The 22,971-nt window shown below is 61.0% G+C and carries 22 protein-coding genes; 11 read left to right on the top strand and 11 right to left on the bottom strand.

Annotation, left to right across the window (positions count from 1 at the left end; genetic code table 11):
- Positions 1 to 25: 25 nt before the first annotated feature.
- From trxA to AC1RMF_RS03240, 4 genes are all read left to right on the top strand, one after another.
- Positions 26 to 358: a thioredoxin TrxA gene (gene trxA, locus AC1RMF_RS03255; RefSeq protein ID WP_342617147.1), complete on the top strand. Its 333-nt coding sequence runs from the start codon at positions 26 to 28 to the stop codon at positions 356 to 358.
- Between the two features lie 218 nt (positions 359 to 576).
- Positions 577 to 1,839 (top strand): transcription termination factor Rho, encoded by a 1,263-nt coding sequence (gene rho, locus AC1RMF_RS03250; RefSeq protein WP_342617146.1) that lies wholly within the window; start codon positions 577 to 579, stop codon positions 1,837 to 1,839.
- Positions 1,840 to 2,022: 183 nt separating this feature from the next.
- A complete protein-coding gene (locus AC1RMF_RS03245; RefSeq protein ID WP_138516054.1) occupies positions 2,023 to 2,280 on the top strand; it encodes a type B 50S ribosomal protein L31 in 258 nt (85 codons plus the stop codon).
- Between the two features lie 96 nt (positions 2,281 to 2,376).
- Positions 2,377 to 4,080, top strand: a complete 1,704-nt coding sequence (locus AC1RMF_RS03240) for a hypothetical protein (RefSeq protein ID WP_493139489.1) — start codon at positions 2,377 to 2,379, stop codon at positions 4,078 to 4,080.
- A gap of 11 nt (positions 4,081 to 4,091) precedes the next feature.
- Here the strand turns inward: AC1RMF_RS03240 and phoR are convergent, their stop codons facing one another.
- From phoR to pstS, 7 genes are read right to left on the bottom strand one after another with little or no spacing between them, the layout of a single operon-like run.
- Positions 4,092 to 5,432 carry a phosphate regulon sensor histidine kinase PhoR gene (gene phoR / locus AC1RMF_RS03235; protein WP_342617144.1) on the bottom strand — a complete coding sequence of 447 codons (1,341 nt, stop codon included), beginning with the start codon at positions 5,430 to 5,432 and terminating at the stop codon, positions 4,092 to 4,094.
- A 17-nt stretch (positions 5,433 to 5,449) separates the two neighbouring features.
- On the bottom strand, positions 5,450 to 6,175 hold the full coding sequence (gene phoB, locus AC1RMF_RS03230) for a phosphate regulon transcriptional regulator PhoB (protein ID WP_342617143.1): 726 nt from the start codon (positions 6,173 to 6,175) through the stop codon (positions 5,450 to 5,452).
- Entirely contained in the window at positions 6,172 to 6,873 is a 702-nt protein-coding gene (gene phoU / locus AC1RMF_RS03225) for a phosphate signaling complex protein PhoU (protein ID WP_342617142.1), read from the bottom strand. The genes phoB and phoU overlap by 4 nt, the downstream gene beginning before the upstream one ends.
- Before the next feature lie 26 nt (positions 6,874 to 6,899).
- Positions 6,900 to 7,679, bottom strand: a complete 780-nt coding sequence (gene pstB / locus AC1RMF_RS03220) for a phosphate ABC transporter ATP-binding protein PstB (RefSeq protein ID WP_342617141.1) — start codon at positions 7,677 to 7,679, stop codon at positions 6,900 to 6,902.
- Positions 7,680 to 7,724: 45 nt separating this feature from the next.
- Complete coding sequence (pstA, locus tag AC1RMF_RS03215) at positions 7,725 to 8,588, bottom strand: phosphate ABC transporter permease PstA (protein ID WP_446737923.1); 864 nt, start codon at positions 8,586 to 8,588, stop codon at positions 7,725 to 7,727.
- Entirely contained in the window at positions 8,585 to 9,616 is a 1,032-nt protein-coding gene (gene pstC, locus AC1RMF_RS03210) for a phosphate ABC transporter permease subunit PstC (RefSeq protein ID WP_446737922.1), read from the bottom strand. Before pstC ends, pstA begins: the two co-directional genes overlap by 4 nt.
- A gap of 21 nt (positions 9,617 to 9,637) precedes the next feature.
- On the bottom strand, positions 9,638 to 10,681 hold the full coding sequence (gene pstS, locus AC1RMF_RS03205) for a phosphate ABC transporter substrate-binding protein PstS (RefSeq protein ID WP_342617140.1): 1,044 nt from the start codon (positions 10,679 to 10,681) through the stop codon (positions 9,638 to 9,640).
- A gap of 189 nt (positions 10,682 to 10,870) precedes the next feature.
- Here pstS and AC1RMF_RS03200 point away from each other — a divergent pair, with 189 nt between their 5' ends.
- From AC1RMF_RS03200 to AC1RMF_RS03180, 5 genes are all read left to right on the top strand, one after another.
- Positions 10,871 to 11,371: a fasciclin domain-containing protein gene (locus AC1RMF_RS03200; protein WP_342617139.1), complete on the top strand. Its 501-nt coding sequence runs from the start codon at positions 10,871 to 10,873 to the stop codon at positions 11,369 to 11,371.
- A 174-nt stretch (positions 11,372 to 11,545) separates the two neighbouring features.
- Positions 11,546 to 13,054 (top strand): Ppx/GppA phosphatase family protein, encoded by a 1,509-nt coding sequence (locus AC1RMF_RS03195; protein WP_342617138.1) that lies wholly within the window; start codon positions 11,546 to 11,548, stop codon positions 13,052 to 13,054.
- Between the two features lie 116 nt (positions 13,055 to 13,170).
- Entirely contained in the window at positions 13,171 to 13,749 is a 579-nt protein-coding gene (locus AC1RMF_RS03190) for a hypothetical protein (RefSeq protein ID WP_493139483.1), read from the top strand.
- Between the two features lie 40 nt (positions 13,750 to 13,789).
- On the top strand, positions 13,790 to 15,826 hold the full coding sequence (locus tag AC1RMF_RS03185) for an alkaline phosphatase (protein ID WP_493139481.1): 2,037 nt from the start codon (positions 13,790 to 13,792) through the stop codon (positions 15,824 to 15,826).
- A 117-nt stretch (positions 15,827 to 15,943) separates the two neighbouring features.
- Positions 15,944 to 16,432: a hypothetical protein gene (locus AC1RMF_RS03180; RefSeq protein WP_342617135.1), complete on the top strand. Its 489-nt coding sequence runs from the start codon at positions 15,944 to 15,946 to the stop codon at positions 16,430 to 16,432.
- A 20-nt stretch (positions 16,433 to 16,452) separates the two neighbouring features.
- Here the strand turns inward: AC1RMF_RS03180 and AC1RMF_RS03175 are convergent, their stop codons facing one another.
- On the bottom strand, positions 16,453 to 17,199 hold the full coding sequence (locus AC1RMF_RS03175; RefSeq protein ID WP_493139479.1) for an alpha/beta fold hydrolase: 747 nt from the start codon (positions 17,197 to 17,199) through the stop codon (positions 16,453 to 16,455).
- Positions 17,200 to 17,201: 2 nt separating this feature from the next.
- Positions 17,202 to 18,236, bottom strand: coding sequence for a M14 family zinc carboxypeptidase (locus tag AC1RMF_RS03170; RefSeq protein WP_493139477.1), 1,035 nt, complete (start codon positions 18,234 to 18,236; stop codon positions 17,202 to 17,204).
- 321 nt (positions 18,237 to 18,557) lie between these two features.
- Between AC1RMF_RS03170 and AC1RMF_RS03165 the strand changes: the two genes are divergently transcribed.
- Together AC1RMF_RS03165 and AC1RMF_RS03160 are read left to right on the top strand one after the other, a co-directional pair.
- On the top strand, positions 18,558 to 18,680 hold the full coding sequence (locus tag AC1RMF_RS03165; RefSeq protein ID WP_342617132.1) for a hypothetical protein: 123 nt from the start codon (positions 18,558 to 18,560) through the stop codon (positions 18,678 to 18,680).
- Positions 18,681 to 18,704: 24 nt separating this feature from the next.
- The gene (locus tag AC1RMF_RS03160) at positions 18,705 to 20,318 is read left to right on the top strand and encodes a methyl-accepting chemotaxis protein (protein WP_493139473.1); all 1,614 of its coding nucleotides are present in this window, start codon (positions 18,705 to 18,707) and stop codon (positions 20,316 to 20,318) included.
- Here the strand turns inward: AC1RMF_RS03160 and AC1RMF_RS03155 are convergent.
- Both AC1RMF_RS03155 and ppk1 read right to left on the bottom strand, forming a co-directional pair.
- Positions 20,290 to 20,751, bottom strand: coding sequence for a SixA phosphatase family protein (locus AC1RMF_RS03155; protein WP_493139470.1), 462 nt, complete (start codon positions 20,749 to 20,751; stop codon positions 20,290 to 20,292). The genes AC1RMF_RS03160 and AC1RMF_RS03155 overlap by 29 nt on opposite strands.
- Before the next feature lie 15 nt (positions 20,752 to 20,766).
- Positions 20,767 to 22,863: a polyphosphate kinase 1 gene (gene ppk1 / locus AC1RMF_RS03150; protein WP_493139468.1), complete on the bottom strand. Its 2,097-nt coding sequence runs from the start codon at positions 22,861 to 22,863 to the stop codon at positions 20,767 to 20,769.
- Positions 22,864 to 22,971: the final 108 nt, after the last annotated feature.

Genomic DNA, 22,971 nt, shown 5'->3' with positions numbered 1-22,971 from the left:
ATCTGAAACTCCCAAAGGAAAGCCCATGGCCAGCGATCTGATCAAACACGTTACCGACGCCACTTTTGAAGCCGACGTTCTGCAAGCATCCCAACCCACGCTGGTGGATTACTGGGCTGAATGGTGCGGCCCTTGCAAGATGATTGCCCCGATCCTGGACGAGGTGTCCACCAGCTATGCGGGCAAGTTGCAGATTGCCAAGATGAATGTGGACGAAAACCGCGACATTCCCGCCAAGTTCGGCATCCGTGGCATCCCCACCCTGATGCTGTTCAAGGACGGCCAACTGGCCGCCACCAAGGTAGGCGCCATGAGCAAGGCGCAGCTGACCGCATTCATCGACCAGCAACTGGCCTGATCCTGCCATTTGCTCCCACGGCCGTGCCACAGCAGCACGGCCGTTTTTTCCTGTCATAATCAGGCCCGTTCACTGATTCCTTTGAAGGACAGGCGCCCACACGGCGTAGAACACTGAGGCCTAGCCACCCCCCTTGCCTCTCCCCTTATTCCCCTGAAACTCGATTTATTCCGGTTTTCTTCCGACATTTCGGTTAACCCTCTAACGGGACCCATTCCATGCACTTAAATGAACTCAAGGCACTGCACGTGTCCGAAGTCTTGAAACAGGCTGAAGAGCTTGAGATCGAAAACACCGGCCGCATGCGCAAGCAGGAGCTGATGTTCGCCATCATCAAGAAGCGCGCCCGTACCGGCGAGCAGATCATTGCCGATGGCGTGCTGGAAATCCTGCCGGACGGTTTTGGTTTTCTGCGTAGCCCAGACACCAGCTACACCGCCAGCACCGACGACATCTACATCAGCCCCAGCCAGGTACGCCGCTTCAATCTGCATACCGGCGACATGATCGAAGGTGAAGTGCGTACGCCCAAGGATGGCGAACGCTACTTTGCACTGAACAAGCTGGACAAGGTCAACGGCGGAGCGCCCGAAGGCAACAAGCACAAGGTCATGTTCGAAAACCTGACGCCGCTGTTCCCCAAGGTGCAGATGAAGCTGGAGCAGGACATCAAGGGTGAGGAAAACATCACCGGTCGCGTGATCGACATCATCGCCCCCATCGGCAAGGGCCAGCGCGCCCTGATCGTGGCCCAGCCCAAGAGCGGCAAGACGGTGATGATGCAGCACATTGCACACGCCATTTCGGCCAACTACCCCGAAAGTTATCTGATGGTGCTGCTGATCGACGAGCGCCCTGAAGAAGTGACTGAAATGCAGCGCACCGTCAAGGGCGAGGTGATTGCCTCTACCTTCGACGAACCCGCAGCCCGCCACGTGCACGTGGCCGAAATGGTGATCGAGCGCGCCAAGCGCCTGGTCGAGCTCAAGAAGGACGTGGTGATCCTGCTGGACTCCATCACCCGTCTGGCCCGCGCCTACAACAACGTGGTGCCCTCCTCCGGCAAGGTATTGACCGGCGGTGTGGACGCCAACGCGCTGCAACGCCCCAAGCGCTTCCTGGGCGCAGCCCGCAATGTGGAAGAAGGCGGTTCGCTCACCATCATCGCCACGGCGCTGGTGGACACCGGCAGCCGCATGGACGAAGTGATCTTTGAAGAATTCAAGGGCACTGGCAACTCCGAAATCCACCTGGACCGCCGCCTGTACGAAAAGCGCGTGTTCCCTTCCATCCAGCTCAACCGCAGCGGTACCCGCCGCGAGGAACTGCTGCTGCAGCCGGAAATCCTGCAAAAGACCCGCATACTGCGCCAGTTCCTCTACAACATGGACGAAGTGGAAGCCATGGAGATGGTGCTCAAGCAGATGCGCGCCACCAAGACCAACAACGAGTTCTTCGACATGATGCGTCGGGGCGGATAGGCCTAGCCCCCACGGTCGCCCATTGCATGTGGCTCCCTGCCCCCCGAGGGGGCCGCGTTTCGCCTTGGGGCGGCCCGGCGGCGAAACATTCATTGCAATGGCGAGTTAGGTTATAATTTGAGGCTTTACGCGACAAGTACACCGGAATAGGCTGGTGCGGCTAGCGCAACTGATGGAGAAGATATGAAAGAAGGCATTCACCCCAACTACCGCGAAGTGTGTTTCCAGGACATGTCCAATGGATTCAAGTTCGTGACCCGTTCCTGCGCCAACACCAAGGAAATGATCGACATGGAAGATGGCCGCAAGCTGCCTCTGTTCAAGCTCGATACCACCAGTGAATCGCACCCCTTCTACACCGGCACACAGAAATCCGTGGACAACATGGGTGGTCGCGTTGAGAAGTTCCGCAACCGCTTCGGCAAGACCGCAGCGAAGTAAGCCGTATTCAGGTTTTGGCCTGAACCGCATTGAAAAAGCAGCCCGGGTTTCCGCGCTGCTTTTTTTAATGCCCAAGAAGTACCTTTGCCGTATCACGTGAACTCACCCAATCCCGCCATCGTTGCCCAGGCCGCCGTCAGGCGGCTGCCGCGCGGCTCCCTGCTGCTGCTGTGCCTGGCCTACGTGCTGCCCGGCTTTGTCGGTCGAGATGCCTGGAAGACCGCAGACATCACGGGTCTGGGGTTCATGGCTGAATTGGTTCAGGGCACTGCGTCGTGGCTGCATCCCACTCTGATGGGGCGAGCGCCCGAGAATCCTTCCCTGCTGCCGTATTGGCTAGGTGCCTGGTTCATGCAATGGAGCCCGGGTTGGTTGGATGCAGACTTTGCCGTACGGTTACCGTTCCTCTTGCTGCTGGTGCTGGCGCTGGCTTGTACCTGGTATGGCACCTACTACCTGGCACGCAGCCCAAGGGCGCAGCCCGTCGCATTTGCCTTTGGCGGCGAGGCGCAACCCAAGGATTACGCCCGTGCCATGGCAGACGGGGGATTGCTGGCGTTCATGGCCTGCCTGGGTCTAGCGCAACTGGGACACGAAACCACACCGGCGCTGGCACAACTGGGATTTGCCAGCCTGCTGTTTTATGCGGTATCGGCGCTGCACTACCACCCCCGTACGGCGTTGCTGTGCGCGATTTCGGGCGTGCTGGGCTTGGCCCTGAGTGGTGCCCCGACACTGGCCCTGCTCTTTCTGGGCGGTGGGGCTGCCATCCATCTGCTGGACCGCAACCATGAAGCGGCGCCCGATGAGCAAGACCCGCGCAAGGGGCTGAGCGCACTGTTGCTCCTGTGTGCCGCCGGGGCCAGTGCGTATCTGAGCCTGCGTCTGGACCTCTGGCGCTGGAAAGTGGAAATACCCAAGGCCACGCTGGCCGAGTTCAACGGCGCCATGCAGTTGCTCACCTGGTTCATCTGGCCGGCCTGGCCCCTGGCGCTCTGGACTATGTGGCGCTGGAGACGGCAATTGTTCAGCCGGGAGATCAGTCGCCATCTGGCATGGCCGCTCTGGTATGTGCTGGTGACGCTGGGCTCCACCCTTACAACGGGCTCACCGGACCGCACACTGCTGCTGGGCTTGCCTGCTTTCGCCGCGCTGGCCGCCTTTGCACTACCCACGCTGAAGCGGCAGGTCGCGGCCCTGATCGACTGGTTTACCTTGCTGTTCTTCTGCGGTTGCGGCTTCACCATCTGGGTGGTGTGGATTGCCATGCAGACCGGCTTTCCGAGCCAGCCAGCCGCCAACGTGGCCCGCCTGGCCCCCGGCTTTGAGCCGCATTTCAACGTGCTGGCCTTTGTGCTGGCGCTGGGTGCCACCCTGGTGTGGGCGCGGCTGGTCAAGTGGCGAGTGGGACGGCACCGTGCCGCGATCTGGAAGAGCCTGGCGCTGCCCGCCAGTGGCGCGGCTCTGTGCTGGACGCTGCTGATGACGCTGTGGATGCCCCTGCTGAACTACACGCAAAGCTACAACGCACTCGTAGCCCATACGCTGGAGCGGATTCAGCCGGTAGGCTGTGTCGAGACCCTGGGCTTGGGTGCCAGCAAGATTGCCGCATTCCAGTTCTATGGCAAGCTGCAGTTGCGTCCCATGCAGGCCAAGGCCCAATGCCCCTGGCTGATATCGGAACCCATGGAAGACATGTCACCGCCGCGCTGGGTCGATAGCACGCAGTGGAACCTGCAGGCCCAGTTGCGCCATCCGGCCGACGGCAACGAAACCATTCTGCTTTTCAGGCGCCGATAGCGCCTGTTGACTCAGGCCAGTTCGTGCTCGCGCACGCGCACCCGTTGTGACGGGAAGCTGATGGCGAAGCGCGAGCCCTTACCCGGTGTGCTCTCTATGCTGAGCTCGGCACCATGGCGCTGGGATACGTGCTTGACAATGGCCAGGCCCAGCCCGGTGCCACCGGTCTCTCGGGAACGGCTGCGATCCACCCGGTAGAAGCGCTCCGTCAGTCTGGGAATGTGTTCCGGCGCAATGCCCTGCCCCTGGTCCACCACGCTGAACACTGCACCACCATCCGGCAAGGTTTCCCAGCGCACCTCGATGACCTTGTCATGCGGCGAATAGCGGATGGCGTTGCCGATCAGGTTGGACATGGCGCTGTGCAACTCCAGGCTGGAGCCGGCAATTTCCAGGCTGTCAGTCCCGATAAAGTGCAACTCGTGTGGTGTGCTCCACAGAATCAGCGACAGGTCATGCGCATCTTGTTCGCACTGGGCCATCAACATGCCTACAGACACCCAGTCCGTGGCAGCAGGTGGCGGGCTGCCTTCCAGGCGCGAGAGCGTCAGCAGATCATTGACCAGCGTTTGCATGCGTTGTGCCTGCAGAGACATCAAGTCCAGGTAGCGCACGCGCTCTTCCTCGTCCAGTACCAGCGATTGCAGTGTTTCCACAAAACCTGCCAGCACCGTCAACGGGGTGCGGATTTCATGCGACACATTGGCCACGAAGTCGCGCCGCATGGCCTCAGCCTGTTCCAGCGCCGTGATGTCACGCGATAGCAGCAGGCTGCGTCCATCGCCGTAGGGGTGGATATGCACCGAAAGCTTGATGGGCTTGGTGGCAGAGCTGTTGCGCCCCGGCATAACCACATCGTGGCTGAAGTCCTTTGCCGCCGCGTAGGCTGCAAAGCCGGGGTCACGCACCAGATTGCCCAGGTGCTGTAGCAGGTCGCGCTTGGCGTCCAGTCCGAAATGGGTCGAGGCCATTTGGTTGAACCACTCAATGCGCCCGTCACGGTCCAGCAACAGCACACCATTGGGCGAGGCCTGCAGGGCAGCCAGAAATTCCTGCAGGCGCATTTCGCTCTCTGACAGTGTGCGTTCGCGCGCCCGCACCAGCTTGCGGATGCGGTCAAACACTTCACCCCACAAGCCGCTGCCCAATGGAATGTCGGACGTATCGCCCGCACGCAACCATTTGAGCAGCCGCAAGCCGCGCAAGGCGTCCAGCAGCAACCAGATGTAGCAGCCAACCAGTGCGGCCACCAGAACTTCTGCAGTCAGGTACTTGCTGCTGCCATTGAAGAACCAGACAGCCAGCGCGGGAATCGCCTGGCAGACCAAGAATGAAAATACGCGCCAGAGCATGGGCTAATGGTAGCCGCTCAGACGCCGGATTTTTCGGGGGACGCCAACGGTTGTAGCGGTTTCGCTGTGATCCGGTAACCAGCACCGCGCACAGTCTCCACCATGGGACCCGCCACACCCAGCGCCTCGCGCAGGCGTTTGACGTGCACATCCACCGTACGCTCTTCTATGTAGACGTGGTCACCCCACACCTTGTCGAGCAATTGCGCACGGCTGTGCACACGCTCCGCACTGTTCATAAAGAACTGCAGCAGCTTGAACTCCGTGGGCCCCAGCTTGAGCGGCTGGTCCTGGTAGGTCACGCGGTAGGTTGCCGGATCGAGTGACAAGCCGGCGATCGTGATCTTCTCGCCTACCTGCTCCGGCGTCTTGCGACGCAGGACGGCGCGCACGCGCGCCAGCAGTTCCTTGGTGGAAAAGGGCTTGGCAATGTAGTCATCCGCACCGGCATCCAGACCGGCCACGCGGTCAGCCTCGTCGCCACGCGCCGTCAGCATGATGATGGGAACGTCCTTGGTACGGGGATGGGCGCGCCAGCGCTTGGCCAGCACCAGACCGCTCTCCCCGGGCAGCATCCAGTCCAGCAGGATCAGGTCGGGCACAGACGCTTCGATCTCGCGTTCGGCGCTGGCGCTGTCCATGGACCAGGTCGTGCGGAAACCGTTGTGCCGCAGGTTGACTGCAATCAGTTCAGCGATGGAGGGTTCGTCCTCCACCACCAGTACGGCGGGCATATTTCTCATCGAACCACCGACTCGATGTTTTCCATGCTGGTGTGGCGTACGTCTTCGCCCTTGACCACATAGATGATGAACTCGGCAATGTTCTTGGAATGGTCGCCGATACGCTCGATGGCCTTGGCCAGGAACAGCAGGTCCAGACAAGGAGAGATGGTGCGCGGATCTTCCATCATGTAGGTCACCAGTTTGCGCACAAAGCCATCGAACTCGGCGTCGATCAGGTCGTCTTCCTTGAGGATGGCCACCGCCGCGTTCACGTCCAGGCGGGCAAAAGCATCCAGTGCCTTGTTCAGCAGGCCAGAGGCCAGATCGGCAGCCACGCGCAACTCCAGCGAGGGCAGCGAGCGGTGGGCTCCGCTCTGAATGATGGAGCGCACCATGCGGGCAATCTTCTCCGCCTCGTCACCCACCCGCTCCAGATTGGCTGTGGTCTTGGAAATGGCGATCAGCAGGCGCAGGTCACGCGCGGTGGGCTGGCGCCGGGCAATGATGGACGACAACGCGTGGTCGATTTCCACTTCCATCGCATTGACGCGCGATTCGTTGGCCGACACCTGCTCGGCAGCTTCCATGTTGAACTGGGCCAGCGAGTAGATGGCGTGGCGAATCTGTGACTCGACCAATCCGCCCATCTCCATCACCTGGCTGGATACGGAGGTCAGTTCACTGTCGAACTGGGTGGACAAATGTTTATCAGGCATGGTTGTTTCCTTAGATCCGTCAATGATCAGCCGAAGCGGCCCGTGATGTAGTCTTCCGTCTCCTTGCGGTTGGGCTTGAAGAACATCTGCTCGGTGGCACCAAACTCCACCAGGTCACCCAGGTACATATAGGCGGTGTAGTCGCTGCAACGGGCGGCTTGCTGCATGTTGTGGGTCACGATGACCACGGTGTAGTCTTCCTTGAGTTCGACGATCAGCTCTTCCACCTTGGCCGTGGAAATCGGGTCCAGGGCGGAACAGGGTTCGTCCAGCAACAGCACTTCGGGCTTGATGGCAATGCCGCGTGCAATGCACAGGCGCTGCTGCTGACCGCCGGACAGACTGCTGCCGCTCTGATGCAGCTTGTCCTTCACTTCGGTCCACAGGGCCGACTTGCGCAGGGCCCACTCCACCCGTTCTTCCATGTCGGTTGCATTGAGGTTCTCGAACAGCTTCACGCCGAACGCAATGTTGTCGTAGATCGACATGGGAAACGGCGTGGGCTTCTGGAACACCATGCCGACCTTGGCACGCAACAGGGCCACATCTTCCTTGCTGGTCAGCAGGTTCTCGCCGTCCAGCAGAATTTCGCCTTCGGCGCGCTGCTCGGGATACAGCTCGAACATGCGGTTGAAGATGCGCAACAACGTGGACTTGCCGCAACCGGAGGGTCCGATGAAGGCGGTGACCTTCTTCTCCGGAATGTTCATGTTGATGCCCTTGAGGGCGTGGAACTTGCCGTAGAAGAAGTTCAGATCCTTGACGGCAATCTTGGTATTTTCGGTAACGGTAGGCAGAGCTGGCATGGCGTTATCTTTTCTTAAATGGGTCAATGAATGGCAATGTGCCTGTCAGGATTTGGAGCGCGTCAGTACCCGGGCCATGATGTTGAGCCCCAGCACGGCCAATGTGATCAGGAACACACCGGCCCACGCCAGCTTCTGCCAGTTCTCATAAGGGCTCATGGCGAACTTGAAGATGGTCACCGGCAGACTGGCCATGGGCTGGTTCAGGCTGGAGGTCCAGAACTGGTTGGACAGGGCCGTGAACAGCAAGGGAGCGGTCTCGCCCGAGATACGCGCCACCGCCAGCAAAATGCCGGTGATCACACCGGTGCGGGCTGCCTTAAGGGTGATGCTCAGGATCACCTTCCACTTGGGAGCACCCAGCGCATAGGCCGCTTCGCGCAGACCCGGTGGAACCAGTTGCAGCATGTTTTCGGTAGTGCGAATCACCACCGGGATGACGATGAGGGCCAGAGCAATCACGCCAGCAATAGCGGAGAAGCTATGCACCGGATGCACCACCACCGCGTACACAAACAGGCCAATCACGATACTGGGTGCCGAAAGCAGGATGTCATTCACAAAACGGGTGACATTGGCCAGCCAGCCCTTGGGTTCGAACTCTGCCAGATAGATACCGGCCATGACACCGATCGGCGTGCCCACAAACGTGGCCAGGAACACCATCAGCAGTGAGCCGTAAATGGCGTTGAGCAGGCCACCGTCTTCATTCGGGCCGGGCGTCATCTGCGTCAGCGTGGCAAGGCTCAGGCCGCCAATGCCCTGGCGAATGGTTTCCCACAGGATCCAGAACAACCAGAACAGGCCGAAAGCCATGGCGGCCAGCGCCAGGCCGGTGGCAATTTTGTTGACGACATTGCGCTTGGCAAACATGGCCGCACGCGCGGCACGTACCTCAGGTGACATCATGATTTGGCCCCTTCACTCTTGCGCAGTTGAGCCAGCAGCAGCTTGGACAGCGAGAGAATCACAAAGGTAATAAAGAAGAGCACAAGGCCCAGATACATCAAGGCTGCCTGGTGCAGGCCCTCGCCTGCCTCGGCAAACTCGTTGGCCAGAGCGGAAGTAATACTGTTGGCTGCCTGAAACAGACTCACCGAATCCAGCTGGTTGAAATTGCCGATCACGAAGGTGACTGCCATGGTCTCGCCAATCGCTCGGCCCAGGCCCAGCATGATGCCGCCTATGACACCGGTCTTGGTGAAGGGCAGCACAATCTTGTAGACCACTTCCCAGGTGGTAGCTCCCAGTCCGTAGGCGGACTCCTTGAGCATGGGCGGGGTGACTTCAAACACATCGCGCATCACCGCCGAGATGAAGGGGATGATCATGATGGCCAGGATGATGCCGGCCGACAGAATGCCGATACCCACCGGCGGACCGGACACAAAGGCGCCCAGATAGGGCACGCCATTGAGTGCCGCCTGCAGTGGCTGCTGCACATAGGTGGACAGCACAGGGCCGAAAATCAGCAAGCCCCACATGCCATACACGATGGACGGAATGGCCGCCAGCAACTCGATGGCCGTACCCAACGGGCGCTTGAGCCATGCGGGAGACAGTTCGGTCAGGAACAGCGCAATACCGAAACTCACCGGCACGGCGATGACCAGCGCAATGATGGAGGTGGCCAGCGTGCCGTAAATCATCACCAGACCACCGAAGTCTTCTTGCACCGGGTCCCAAGCCTTGCTGGTCAGAAAGCCCAGCCCGTACTTGGAGATGGCAGGCCAGGCGCTGATAGTCAGCGAGGTCAGGATCGCCAGCAACAGGCCCAGCGTGAAAATGGCGGCGCCTTTGGCAAGAAAGCCGAACAAGCGGTCCGCCATCGGACCAGAGCGCGCCCGCTTCGGGCCTTTGGATGAAGTCATGGCGAGCGCCTTTTCTTTTTCTGTCAATCCGGCCGGGGAATCCCCATGCGCAAGGGTAGAAGACATCGGGATTCCTCCGCGGTTCAATTACTTGAACGCAATGGCCTTGCCGCTGCCGTCCTTGATTTCACCCCAGGACTTCTGGATCAGGGCGACCACAGATGCCGGCAGGGGAACATAGTCCAGATCCGCAGCGGTCTTGCCACCGTTGGCATAAGCCCAGTTGAAGAACTTGAGGACTTCGGAACCATTGGCCGGCTTGTCCTGCTTGGCATGCATCAGGATGAAGGTGGCGCCGCTGATGGGCCATGCTTCCTTGCCGGGGTTGTTGGTCAGGATCTGATAGAACGACTTGTTCCAGTCGGCACCGGCGGCGGCGGCCTTGAAAGCGTCGTCTTCGGGCTTGACGAAATTGCCTGCGGCATTTTGCAGAACGGCGTAGTTCATCTTGTTCTGCTTGACGTAGGAGTATTCGACGTAGCCGATGGAATTGGGCAGGCGGTTCACGAAGGCGGAAACACCTTCGTTGCCCTTGCCGCCAGCGCCCACGGGCCAGTTCACGGCTGTGCCTTCACCGACCTTGGACTTCCACTCGGCGTTGACCTTGCTCAAGTAGTTGGTGAAGATGAAGGTGGTGCCGGAACCATCCGCGCGGCGCACTTGGGCAATGGCGGTGTCGGGCAGGGGCAGCGTGGGGTTCAGCGCCTTGATCGCGGGATCATTCCACTTGGTCACCTTGCCCAGGAAGATGTCGCCCAGCAGCTGACCGGTCAGCTTGAGTTGGCCGGGTTCGATGCCCTTGACATTGATCACGGGAACCACGCCGCCGATCACGGTGGGGAACTGCACTTGGCCCTTGGACTTGAGCACGTCATCGGTCTGGGGCATGTCGGAAGCGCCAAAGTCGACGGTCTTGGAGTCAATCTGCTTGATACCACCACCGGAGCCGATGGACTGGTAGTTCACCTTCACGCCAGTGGCCTTGTTGTAGTCGGAAGCCCACTTTGCGTAGATGGGCGCAGGGAAGCTGGCGCCAGCGCCGGTGATTTCCTGGGCGCCTGCAACGCCGGAAAAGCTGAAAGATGCAACTGCGGCAACAGCCAGGAGCGAATGGTTGAACAACGTCTTCATAGTTAACCTTTGAGGTTGTGTTTAAGGAACCTATGAACTCTAAGAAAGATTTATGACACTCATGTGACATTCAACCGCATTTGCCGGATGTTGCAAACAACTCTTTTGTCACCAAAGCATGGCATCAAATGTCATACCTCTGTCACAAAGTCTTCTTACGCTCTGGGCTTTTCTACAGGAGTACCTTCGATGTCGATCTCTTTCTCTCGCCGTAGCCTGGTTGCTTGTGCTGCTGCAGGATTTGCTGCTCTGATGACTGGTTGCGCCAGCGTGCCAGCTCCTGTCAGCCTGACCGAAACCATTGCCAAGACCCCTTCCCTTAGCACCTTGAGCGGCCTGATCGGCAGCGCCGGACTGGCTGACACACTGAACGGAACCGGCCCCTTCACGGTCTTCGCCCCCAGCAATGAAGCATTCAAGGCCGTTCCGGCCAAGACCATGGACGATCTGGCCAAGCACCCCGAAAAACTCAAGGATGTGCTGCGCTACCACGTGGTTGCTGGCAAATCCGTGGCAGCCGACATCAAGAATTCCAAGGTCAAGAGCCTGCAAGGTTCCGAGCTGGAGCTTTCCAAGGCGGGTGAGTTCGTGACCGTGGAAAGCGCAGCCGTGACCACCGCCGACATCGCCGCAACCAATGGCGTCGTGCACATCATCGACACCGTGCTGATTCCCCCAGCCAAGAAGTAAGCCGCACTCCTCTGCCCTGCGTTTGCGGACCTGGAATGGGCTGCATAGAGCACCGGGGTCCGTTGCCCAGCGCAGCGGACCCCGTTTTACCCTTTTCGGCCAGCCCCGGCCAGGTGCCCTTCTTCTTGCGGGTGCTATGCTCCGCCGAGCAAAACAAAGCTACCAACACACTTCATGCAATCTGGAAACCGCCTCGCCGCTGTGGACCTGGGCTCCAACAGCTTCCGCCTGGAAATCGGTCGCATTGACCACGGTGAATTTCTCCGAGCCGAGTACCTGAAAGAAACCGTGCGCCAGGGCGGCGGCCTGGATGAAAGCCGCAACCTCACGCCCCAGGCCATGCAGGCCGGCTGGGATTGTCTGGCCCGCTTTGGCGAGCGCCTGGCAGGCTTCAAACCCTCCGAGGTTCGTGCCGTAGCCACCCAAACCCTGCGCGAAGCGCGCAACCGCGACGAATTTCTGGAGCGTGCCAACCAGATTCTGGGCTTCCCGATCGACGTGATCTCCGGAAGGGAAGAAGCGCGGCTGATCTACCAGGGCGTGGCCCAGATGCTGCCGGTTTCCGAAGAACGCCGCCTGGTCATCGACATTGGTGGCCGCTCCACCGAACTGATTCTGGGCCAGGGCCGCAAGCCCAGGGTCATGGAGTCCTTCCGGGTCGGCAGCATTGCCTGGTCCAAGCGCTTCTTTCCCGATGGGCAGTTCACCCACAAGGCATTCGAACTGGCGGAAGTTGCCGCCACCGCCGTGCTCGACGAGGCATTCGAGGCTTACCACCCCGACCACTGGGACACCGCCTACGGTTCGGCCGGCACGGTCGGTGCCGTGGGCGACGTGCTGATCGCAGCGGGTTGGCCCAGCGGTCACATCAGCAAGGAAGGGCTGGACTGGCTGCTGGACAAGCTGGTCACAGCCCAATCGGTGGACCGCCTGCGCATGCCCGGCATGCGCGAAGACCGCAAGGCCATCATTGGCGGCGGCTTGAGCGTGATGCGCGCCATCTTCACTCTGCTCAACATCGAGAGCATGGAAATGGCCACTGGCGGCCTGCGCCACGGTCTGATCTGCGACCTGCTGGGCAATACCGGCTACAGCGGCGATCTGCGCGTCAACAGTGTGAACCGCCTGGCGCTGAAGTTCGGCGTCGATACGGTGCATGGCAAGCGCGTTGGCAAGGTGGCCAGCCAGCTGCATTCGCAGCTGACAGGCGGTTCCAGAAAGCAGAGTGACACCGAAGTCGAGCGCTCCCTGCGCAAGCTGCTGTGGGCCGCTGAACTGCATGAAATCGGCAGCCATATTTCCCACAGCGACTACCACAAGCACGGTGCCTACATCCTGGACAACGCAGATGCCATGGGCTTTTCCCTGTCCGAGATGCACCGGCTCAGCCTGCTGGTGCTGGGCCACCGGGGCAAGCTGCGCAAACTTGAAAACGCCCTCACCGACACCGAACTGGTGTGCCAGCTGGTGTGCCTGCGTCTGGCGGTCATCCTGTGCCACGCGCGACGCGACCCCGATCTGGACGGATTGAACCTCAAGCGCATGGACGCCAACGGCACCACCATTCGCCTGGTGTGCCGGGAAGGTTGGGCAGAAAGCTATCCACAATCCGCGCACCTGCTGCGTGAAGAGTGTCTGGCCTGGGAAAAAACGCCCTGGAAGCTGGACGTCAAAGGCGTCTAGACCCAACGCGGCATCCCAGGGAAGGGGCAGCCTTTTCTGTCCCGTTGCAGCACAGCGCGCCGCTGACCGGCGGACAGCGTCACACATCTGAAATATTGGTTTCGTAATCTCGAAGGATGACGAAGCTTTTTCTGCGCCTGCCCCTTGGTACTGGCCATCGCAAACCATGGGCAGCTGTGCTTCTCACAGCCATTGCCGCCACCCTCTGGTGCTCTGGCACGGTGCTGGCCCAATCCGTACCGCCGTCCGATCCTGCAGACATTGCCGAACTGCGCTTTGCCGACTTCTTTCAGTCTCCCCTGGGCCCCAAAGGCGCGCAAACCACGCCCGCGCTGTTGCAGGCTGACGGCAAGACCGTGCGCCTGGTTGGCTACATGGTGCAGCAGGAGCGCCCCTCGCTGGGCCGCTTCATGCTAACGCCTCGACCCGTGCGCATGAGCGAGCATGCCGACGGCGACGCCGACGACCTACCCATCGCCTGGGCCATGGTCTATTTGGACCCCAGCCAGTCGGGCTTTGTCGTGCCCTATGTGCGCGGCCGCATTGAGGTGCAAGGCACGGTCAGCGTAGGCCGCTTCGAGGAACAGGATGGCCGCGTGTCCTGGGTACGCCTGCAGCTCGCTCCGGAAGCCACGCGCGGCATGAATTCCTTCGAGGTGGCCAACTACCTGCACACCTTGCAGCACATCCATTGAGCCGATTTTCAACCATCGTTTTCCGTCACCCAACCTGCATATGAACAAACACCCTCTTCACCTGATTGCGTCGGCTGTCCTGGCCTGCATGGCCGTGCACATGAACGCCCGGGCGGCGCCCACGGTGAGCCGCCTGACACCTCCGAGCGAACTCTTTGCCAGTGGCAACGCAGCACCCGTGATTGCCCGTTTTCTGCCCGGGCAACGCTTTGACTTGCAAGCCACGGTGCGTCCCGACGAGGCAGGCAAAACCATTACCGCCGCGCAATTTGCCATCGACGGCAAGCCGGTGGACGCCAACGTGGCGCTGCGCAACTGCAGCAGTGGTTGCCTTGGGCCAGTGCCTGCCAATGCCACCATCGCTACGGTGCGTGCGGTATCGGCCACCAAGCCCGGTATCCACACACTGCAGGTCACTGCGACCCAAAGCGATGGTCAAACGGTGACTGCTACCGGCAATTTCGAAGTCATTCCCCTGGTAGCGGGTGGCCAGAAGGTCAAGAACATCATCATCATGCTGGGCGACGGCATGGGTGCCGCACAGCGCACCGGCGCACGTATCGTCGCCGGTGGCTATGCGCAGGGCAAGACCATCACACCGCTGGCCATGGACACATTCCCCGTCACCGGCATGGTGAAGACGGCTTCGCTCAACTCGGTAGTGACCGATTCTTCGCCCGGCATGACCTCCTACGTCTCCGGCAACAAGAACAACAACAATGAAGAAGGCGTGTTCCCCGACGACACGGTGGACCCGTTTGACAATCCGCGCATCGAGTACCTGAGCGAATATCTGCACCGCACGCAAGGCAAGGCCCTGGGCCTGGTCACCACTGCCGACGTGTTTGATGCCACACCGGCCGGCAATGCCATCCACACCAGCAACCGGGGTGCCGGCACCGGCATCGTGGACCAGTTCCTGGATGACCGCAAACTCACCGGCCTGACCGTGCTCATGGGCGGCGGCCGCAAATGGTTCGTGCCCTCCACTACGCCCGGCTCTGCCCGCGGCGACAAGACCGACTACGCCTTCTCCGCCACCGACGCCCATACCGCCGACATCGTCAAGCGCTGGGGTGCTTCTGCGGGGCAGATGGACAAGGACCGCGACCTGCTGGCCGACTTCCAGGCCGCAGGCTTCAGCTACGCACCTGACAAAACCACGCTGGACGGCCTGAGCCCCGCCAAGACCGACAAGCTGCTGGGCCTGTTTGCCCACTCCAACATGAACGTGGCACTGGACAAGATCGACGGCCGTCGCAACAAGGCGCGTGGCATCACCGGCCGCGTGGTGGATGACTACGGCCTGCCCGACCAGCCCATGCTGGACGAAATGACCGACAAGGCCCTGGCCGTGCTGGAACGCCAGAAGAACGGCTTTGTGCTGATGGTCGAGGGTGCCTCCATTGACAAGCAGGCGCACAACATGGACACCGAGCGCTGGCTGCTCGACACCATCGAGTTCGACCGTGCCATCAAGCGTGTGCAGGAATTTGCCCGCACCCATGGCGACACCCTAGTCATCGTCACTGCCGACCACGAATGCTCGGGTGCAGCGCTGATTGGCGGCTCGCGCGTGACCGATGCGCGCCTGCAAGAACTGGTGCGCGAAGGGGGTGCCGCCAACATCCGCGACAAAGTGGTCGGCATCTACGAGCAGGCGGGCTTTCCCAAGTACAAGATTGCAGCCGACGGCTATCCGGAAACCACCGACATCGACTACCGCCTGCTGGTGGGTTACGGTGCCAATTCCGACCGCTACGAGGACTTCCGCACCAATGACCGCCCGCTGCAGGACAGCCAGCAACCGTTCGTGAAGAAAGAGCCTCTCTCGGTCTACCCAGCCAATCCGGCGGTGCGTGATGTCGATGGAAAATTCCTGGTGACCGGTCAGGTTCCCGGCGAAAGCGCCGTGCACACAGCTACCGACATTCCGCTGTCGGCCTATGGTCCGGGTGCATGGAACTTCACCGGCGTGCAGGACAACACCGATGTGTTCTTCAAGCTCGCACAAGCTGCCAACGGTGTGGTGATTCCCGCCGACCTCATGCCGACAAGACGCGTAACAAAGAAATAACCGTCACTTCTGGCAGCGCAAGGCCGTTGGTTTTATAGCCATCGGCCTTTTTCTTTGGTTGCCCGTCATTTGTGAACCGTATAAACTATATACATCGTTTATCAAGTTGGAGTGTTTATGCAAGCAAACAAGGCAGCCGCCGAAGCCACCACCTCTGCAGCCCCTGTCGCACCCGCCGCAGCCCCTAGCGCCCCCGTTGCCAAACCGGCCGCGAAGGCTTCTGCAAAGCCTGCCAAGCCAGCCAAGAAGGTGGCTGCCAAGCCCGCCGCGAAACCCGCTGCAAAGAAGCCCGTAGCCAAGGTGGCAAAGCCAGCTGCCAAGCCCGAAGCCAAAGCTGCCCCCAAGGCCACCAAGCCCGCAGAAGACAAGGCCCCCAAAGAGAAGAAGATCAAGATGGTGCGCGACAGCATCTCCATCCCCAAGAACGAATACGTGGTGCTGGACGCACTCAAGCTGCGCGCTGGCAAATTGGCCGCCCCGGCCAAGAAGACCGAACTGATCCGTGCCGGCATCAAGGCCCTGGCCGCCATGTCGGACTCCGCTTTCGTGGCCGCTGTACGCGCCGTACCCAGCCTCAAGACCGGTCGCCCGGCCAAGGCTGCCTAAGTCCACTCAAGCAACTTTGCTCACGGCCTGGCGCTTTCGCGCCAGCGCAGTATCTCCTCGATGACCCAAGACGGGTCATCCAGTGTCAGGTCGTGACCGGCCGTGGGGTGCACTCTCAGCACGCTTCCCCATTGCTGTGCGAGTGCCCGTGAGCACGCCATATTCACCAAACGATCCCGTTCACCTGCCAAAACCAGTGCGGGTACCGGCGCAACCAGCGGTGCACGGTACCGTGCAGCCGCCAGCAATTGACGCCACGCGTTGGCTTTGGTGACGGGACGCAGCACGCGTTCGAAACGCCAGTCCTGCAGCACGGCTTTCTGCGGGTGATTGGCAGTGCGGCGCAGAATAGCCGACTCCCAGGCATTGGCGCCACCGCGCACCAGCAAGGGTTTGAGCAAGTCCGCCATGGCAGTTGGTCGCATGCGTTGCCAGACCGGGTTGAAGGGTCTTGAGCTGGTATTGATGAGCACCAGCTCCCGCACCTCCTGCGGCCACTGCGCAGCCCATTGCGCTGCCACCATACCCCCCAGCGACATGGCCAGAATGCTGACCGGTTCTGTGACGCCCAACGCACGCAGGGCATTGCGGCAATGGGATGCCATGTCTTGCACGGTCGAAGGACTGCGCCGCGAGAAGAGCAAGCCGTTGCCTGGCATATCCAGCGTGATCACCCGAACCGACAACGCCTTTTTCAGCTCGGCGTCAAAGCCGGCCCAGTGTGCACTGGAGCGCGTCAAACCACGTAGCAGGACCCAGGTTTCCATCGTCAGTACCAATCCTGCAAGGCCATGGCGTGCTGCTGCACGCGGGCATCCGCTTTGGGCAACCAGCGGTCATGGCCGCTGGCGGCGCGCGACAGAAAGTCCAGCAGCATCTGATGCTGGCGCAGCACCCGCTGCTGCCGGTGCTCGATCAGGGGATTGAAGATGCCGTGCCGGGAAAACAGCTGGCGCGGGTTCTTTTTCACCCACAGCCAGGAGCCCATCTCCAGCGTCAGCGGCAAGAAGATGCGATCTGCATCGCGGCAGGCCAGCTGATAGAGGTGGTCCCACAAGTCACCATGCGCCAAATACTGCGCGCTCTGCGGCTCCACCGTGTACCGGTGGTAGCTGTTGGACTGGCTGAAGATGCTTTTGAGCGCATGCATCTCGGCCAGATGGGCAATCGGTGCGCGGGTATGCGCAAAAGGAAACCACAAACGGTCCGACACGCCAAAGCCGGAGTGGCAATCCAGTGCCAGACTAAAGGGGCGGTTCAGCAGCTCGCTCTGTACCACCTCACACAAAGCCTGGCTCTCGGCCTCCATGGCTCCGTTGGCCGCGCCACGGTACCAGGGCAGGCGCGCACTGACGCGCTGCCCGCCGACCATGAATGGCACCGGGTCCAGCGCGGTCACCGGTGCGTTGCGCATCAGGTCCACACCGCGTGGATTGGCCCGCGTCCCCAGGTGCATGCCACCGGGATTGACAATGGGCATGAAGACCAGTCGCACCGTCTCCAGTTGCCGGTGCAGCGTGCTGTCCCACTGCAGGCGCATCACCAGACTGTGCAGATAGGCAATCACCACCTCGGCACCGATGCGCTCCAGTCCGTGCACGCCACCAAAGTAGCCCACGGCCGGCACCGCCGGATCGGGATTGCCCAGCGTAATGGCATGCACCGGATAGCTGCCACCGGGCACTGCCACGTTGCAGACCACGCGGCATTGCAGGTGCGCAGCACCCAACTCGACGATGCGGTTGAGTGCAGCTAGTTCGGGAAGTTCGGGAGGCAACACCATCACAGCATAGCTGCGTGACATGACAGGAATAGTGACAGCCCTGTGACCACAGCTCTGCGCAGGCAATACACCACATTTCACCAAGATGTCACAACCTGGCGTTACCGTCAGCCCGACACTCCCGGGAACTGCCCATGCCATACAAAACTGTCTTGATCCGCGTCGCCATCGTCCTGGTGTGTCTGCTCGGGGGCGTGGTGGAATTCATCGCTCTGCAGAGGGCACACAGGCGCCTGCGCAGCACCTCCAGTTGACAGGACGAACTGTCACATTTCTGTCTTTGTGTCGTCATACCAAGACACTATCGTTACGGCTACTGAACCAAACTTAAAGGTAACGCCGATGTTCTGGAAATTCTTCAGTTTGCAGAAAATGCTGGACGCACTGTTTGATGAAGCCTGGGTCAATCTGGGCTTGCCCGACGCTCTGGATTGCCAGGACGCTATTCCTGCGGATAGCTTGTAAATCAGAGATACCCCATCGGCCCTCATGAAAATTTCCACACGGCTGCTGATTCTGGTCGGCGGCCTCACAGCTGCCATGGTGTTGATGGCCCTGCTCGGCTTGTACGGGATTGACCGGTCAAACAGTTCCCTGGAGACCGTTTACGAATACCGCACCACCCCCGCAGTGCAGCTGGGACAGATACAGACGCTGACAACGGCCAACCGCATGCATGTGGCCCAGGCTCTGGCCAACCCCACGCCTGAGACCATCTCCGTCAGCCTCCAGTCCGTGCAGGCCAATCGCACAGAGATTGCTTCGCTCTGGTCCGCCTTCTCGCAACTGCCGCACGATGCTGAAGAAGCCCAGATGGCTCAGAACTTCGCCAGGGACCTTGCTGCATTTGAAACCCAGGGCCTGGTACCCGCCCTGAAAGCGCTGCAGGAAAACGACATCACGGAGGCGCAAAGTGCCCTGGTCGACAAGATGACGCCATTGGCCACGCAGATGAAAAAAGGCATGGACGCCCTGCTGCAGCGACAGGTGGATGGAGCAAAAACGCAGTACCAGGAGGCCAGTACCCGCTTTACCTGGATACGGACCGCCTCGCTGCTATCCATCATTGTGGGGACCGCCTTGGCGCTGGGACTGGGCCTGGCCATGCAAAAGGCCATCGTGGGGCAACTGGGTGGCGAGCCGGCAGAGGCCAATGCCATTGCAGAACGGGTGGGTGCTGGCGATCTGGCAGTGCCGCTCAGCCAGTCTTCCAAGGACAGCAACAGCCTGCTGGCCCGGCTGCATGCCATGCAGCGCCGTCTGGCGGCCGTGGTTCAGCAAGTGCGCCATGCTGCCCAAGGCGTGGCCAATGCCAGTGCGGAAATTGCCCAGGGCAATCAGAACCTGTCGCGGCGCACCGAGCAGCAATCCAGCGCATTGCAGCAAACGGCCTCTTCCATGGAGGAACTGGGTGCCGCCATACATGGCAATGCACAGCGCGCCACCCAGGCATACCAGCTTGCGCAAGGCGCCACAGGCGTGGCGCAACGCTGCGGTGACGCGGTCACGCAGGTCGTGCACACCATGAAGGACATCGACGCCAGCTCACACCGTATTGCGGACATCATCTCCGTGATCGACGGAATCGCGTTTCAGACCAATATCCTGGCGCTCAACGCGGCCGTGGAAGCGGCGCGTGCCGGTGATCAGGGCCGCGGCTTTGCGGTGGTGGCCTCGGAGGTCCGCGCCCTGGCCGGGCGTTCGGCGCAGGCAGCCAAGGAAATCAAGGACCTGATCGGTCACAGCGTGGGTCGCGTGCAGACCGGCAACGCACAGGTCAGTGCTGCCGGTTCGGCCATGAAGGAAGTCCTCGACGTCATAGGCCAACTGCAACGCATCATGGGTGAAATAAGCGCTGCCAGCATGGAGCAGAGCACCGGCATTGGTGAGGTCAACTCGGCCATCAGCCTGGTGGACCAGGGCACCCAGCAGAATGCTGCACTGGTTGAGGAGATGGCGGCCGCCGCGTCGGGCTTGAGCCAGCAGTCGGAAGAGCTGTTGCAGTCGGTCCTGCAGTTCAAGCTGCCGCACCCGACGGAGCCGGCAGTTGTAACCGCGTCGCTCGTGAATGGGGCTAGAGCACTTCGGGCGATTGCACGGTAACCACCACGGTCTGGCCTACGCCATCGCGCTCGCGGTAACGCAGCCACCACAAGGCGCCTTTCTTCAGGGCACATTCGCTGTCATGCAGCCCCAGCAACTGGGCAATCACCTTACCCAAGGTCGGCTGGTGGCCCACCACCAGCACACAACCCTTGCCATGCGGCCACTGCACCAGTTCCAGCAGCTGCTCCGGTGTGGCCAGGGGCGCCAGCGCCGCGCTGATCTTGAATTTGCGGCCCAGTGCGCTGGCTGTCTGTTCGGCCCGCACCGCCGGACTCACCAGCACCTTGGCGCCATCGGGCATCTGCCGGTCCAGCCAATCGGCCACACGGCGGGCCTGCTTCTCGCCACGTGGCGTGAGGTAGCGCATCATGTCGTCACCGACCAGATCCAGGTCAACCGCCTCGGCATGACGCCACAAAATCAAATCCATGCTTCGCTCCCTGTTTCACTTGCCCTGGATGTTGCGTCCGTAACGTGTCATGAGTGTGGCCTGAGCGCCTTTGGCCTTGCCGCGTGAGGCAGGTTTGCAACGCTCGTAAGTGCCATCCGGGCCCAGCTCCCAGGCGTCCACCTGGTCTTGCATGTAAAGGCGCAGACATTCATCCAGAATGCGCAGGCGCTGCACCGGGTCCGTCACCGGCCAGGCAATTTCCACGCGGCGCACCATGTTGCGGTTCATCCAGTCGGCGCTGGAAAGATACATATCCTCCCGCTCACCTTCGCAGAAGTAGAACACGCGGGAATGCTCCAGAAAGCGCCCTATCACCGAGCGCACGCGGATGTTGTCGGTATGGCCCGCAACCCGGGCCGGCAGCATGCAGGCGCCGCGCACGATCAGGTCGATCTGCACGCCCTGCTTGCCGGCGCGCATCAGGCTGTAGATCAGCGCCTCATCGGTGAGCGCATTCATCTTGGCAATGATGCGGCAGGCCACGCCGGTGGCGGCTGCCTTGCCCAGCGCATCGATCTTGGCAATCAGGTTGCGCTGCAGCTGGAACGGCGCCATCCACAGCTTCTTGAGCGGCGCCAACCGGCTTTGGCTGGCCAGGTGCACGAACACGTGCTCCATATCCAGCGTCAACGCAGAGTCGGCCGTGAGCTGGCTGATGTCGGTGTACAGCCGGGCCGTGCGCGGGTTGTAGTTGCCGGTGGACAGGTGTCCGTAGCGCTTGAGGGTGCGGCCTTCACGTCGGGTGATGAGCATCATCTTGGCGTGGGTCTTGAGGCCCACCACGCCGTACAGCACCTGGGCGCCTATGGACTCCAGCATCTCGGCCCAGTTGATATTGGCCTCTTCGTCAAAGCGGGCCTTGAGCTCCACCACCACCGTTACCTCCTTGCCACGGCGAACGCCCTCGCGCAACAGGTCCATCAGTTCGGATTCCGGGCCAGTGCGGTAGATGGTCTGCTTGATGGCCAGCACGTTCTCGTCGTGCACCGCCTCGCGCAAGAAGGCCAGCACGCCGTCAAAACTCTCGAAAGGCTGGTGGATCAGGATGTCACCCGCCTTGAGCTGCTCAAAGATGGACTGGCCCGGCTTGATCTGGCGCGGGTAGGAGCCGCGATACGGCGCAAAGCACAGGTCGGGCCGGTTCACCAGATCGATGGCCTGCGTCAGTCGCACCAAGTTCACCGGACCCGGCACGCGGTAGAGCGACTTCTGTGGCAGCTCGAACTGGTCGAGCAACAGGTCGGCCAGAAAATCCGAACAACCGGCGGAGACTTCCAGCCGCACTGCCTGACCGTAGTGGCGGTGCACAAGACCTTGGCGCAGGGCGGTGCGCAGGTTCTTCACGTCGTCTTCGTCCACCGCCAGATCACTGTGGCGGGTGACCCGGAACTGCGAGAACTGCTCCACGCTGCGGCCGGGAAACAGGTCCGTCAGGTGGGCGCGGATGACGCTGGAGAGCGACACCAGCAAATCCTTGTTGCCGGAATCCTTGGCCGGCATGCGGATCATGCGCGGCAGCACGCGTGGCACCTTCACGATGGCAATTTCGTTGGAGCGCCCAAAGGCGTCCTTGCCACCCAGCCGCACGATGAAGTTCAGCGACTTGTTGGCCACCTGCGGGAACGGATGTGATGGGTCCAGGCCCACTGGGATGAGCAGCGGCTTGACCTCGCGGTTGAAGTACTGCCGCACCCAGGCACGCTGTGCTGCGTTGCGTTCGCCGTGGGAAATGATCTTGATGTTCTGCTTTTCAATCGCTGGCAAGAGCTTTTCGTTGTACAGCGTGTACTGGCGCTCCACCAGCGCATGCAGGGCGGCCGCCAGACGATCAAAGGTGCCCACGGTATACAGGCCCTTGCTGTCACTGGCCTGATTGGCAATCAGGTGGGGCTCGGCCCGTACCTCGAAGAACTCATCCAGGTTGGAGGACACGATGCACAGGTAGCGCAGGCGCTCCAGCAAAGGCACGTCTTCCCGCTCGGCCCAGTTGAGCACCCGCTCGTTGAAGGCCAGGATGCTGTGGTCACGGTCCAGCAGAGCGGCAAAGGGTGCGGGCGTAGGGTTTTTTGGCGAAACGGCAGAGCGCGACATGGAGCACTATCCTGACTGTGACAAAACAATGAAGTATTGTTGACGCCTTAAATGTCATTTTTATGACAACCCCATGTCGGTGCATCAGACCACCAACGGGCAGGCATG

The sequence above is a fragment of the Rhodoferax sp. GW822-FHT04A08 genome (genome assembly GCF_058801025.1).
This window is presented reverse-complemented; position numbering and strand designations above follow the sequence as displayed.

What these genes read in the sequence shown, in the direction of transcription:
- trxA (WP_342617147.1), top strand. Translation starts at nt 26, where the DNA reads ATGGCCAGCGATCTGATCAAACACGTTACCGACGCCACTTTTGAAGCC.
- rho (WP_342617146.1), top strand. Translation starts at nt 577, where the DNA reads ATGCACTTAAATGAACTCAAGGCACTGCACGTGTCCGAAGTCTTGAAA.
- AC1RMF_RS03245 (WP_138516054.1), top strand. Translation starts at nt 2,023, where the DNA reads ATGAAAGAAGGCATTCACCCCAACTACCGCGAAGTGTGTTTCCAGGAC.
- phoR (WP_342617144.1), bottom strand. Translation starts at nt 5,432, where the DNA reads ATGCTCTGGCGCGTATTTTCATTCTTGGTCTGCCAGGCGATTCCCGCG.
- phoB (WP_342617143.1), bottom strand. Translation starts at nt 6,175, where the DNA reads ATGAGAAATATGCCCGCCGTACTGGTGGTGGAGGACGAACCCTCCATC.
- phoU (WP_342617142.1), bottom strand. Translation starts at nt 6,873, where the DNA reads ATGCCTGATAAACATTTGTCCACCCAGTTCGACAGTGAACTGACCTCC.
- pstB (WP_342617141.1), bottom strand. Translation starts at nt 7,679, where the DNA reads ATGCCAGCTCTGCCTACCGTTACCGAAAATACCAAGATTGCCGTCAAG.
- pstA (WP_446737923.1), bottom strand. Translation starts at nt 8,588, where the DNA reads ATGATGTCACCTGAGGTACGTGCCGCGCGTGCGGCCATGTTTGCCAAG.
- pstC (WP_446737922.1), bottom strand. Translation starts at nt 9,616, where the DNA reads ATGTCTTCTACCCTTGCGCATGGGGATTCCCCGGCCGGATTGACAGAA.
- pstS (WP_342617140.1), bottom strand. Translation starts at nt 10,681, where the DNA reads ATGAAGACGTTGTTCAACCATTCGCTCCTGGCTGTTGCCGCAGTTGCA.
- AC1RMF_RS03200 (WP_342617139.1), top strand. Translation starts at nt 10,871, where the DNA reads ATGTCGATCTCTTTCTCTCGCCGTAGCCTGGTTGCTTGTGCTGCTGCA.
- AC1RMF_RS03195 (WP_342617138.1), top strand. Translation starts at nt 11,546, where the DNA reads ATGCAATCTGGAAACCGCCTCGCCGCTGTGGACCTGGGCTCCAACAGC.
- AC1RMF_RS03190 (WP_493139483.1), top strand. Translation starts at nt 13,171, where the DNA reads ATGACGAAGCTTTTTCTGCGCCTGCCCCTTGGTACTGGCCATCGCAAA.
- AC1RMF_RS03185 (WP_493139481.1), top strand. Translation starts at nt 13,790, where the DNA reads ATGAACAAACACCCTCTTCACCTGATTGCGTCGGCTGTCCTGGCCTGC.
- AC1RMF_RS03180 (WP_342617135.1), top strand. Translation starts at nt 15,944, where the DNA reads ATGCAAGCAAACAAGGCAGCCGCCGAAGCCACCACCTCTGCAGCCCCT.
- AC1RMF_RS03175 (WP_493139479.1), bottom strand. Translation starts at nt 17,199, where the DNA reads ATGGAAACCTGGGTCCTGCTACGTGGTTTGACGCGCTCCAGTGCACAC.
- AC1RMF_RS03170 (WP_493139477.1), bottom strand. Translation starts at nt 18,236, where the DNA reads ATGTCACGCAGCTATGCTGTGATGGTGTTGCCTCCCGAACTTCCCGAA.
- AC1RMF_RS03165 (WP_342617132.1), top strand. Translation starts at nt 18,558, where the DNA reads ATGTTCTGGAAATTCTTCAGTTTGCAGAAAATGCTGGACGCACTGTTT.
- AC1RMF_RS03160 (WP_493139473.1), top strand. Translation starts at nt 18,705, where the DNA reads ATGAAAATTTCCACACGGCTGCTGATTCTGGTCGGCGGCCTCACAGCT.
- AC1RMF_RS03155 (WP_493139470.1), bottom strand. Translation starts at nt 20,751, where the DNA reads ATGGATTTGATTTTGTGGCGTCATGCCGAGGCGGTTGACCTGGATCTG.
- ppk1 (WP_493139468.1), bottom strand. Translation starts at nt 22,863, where the DNA reads ATGTCGCGCTCTGCCGTTTCGCCAAAAAACCCTACGCCCGCACCCTTT.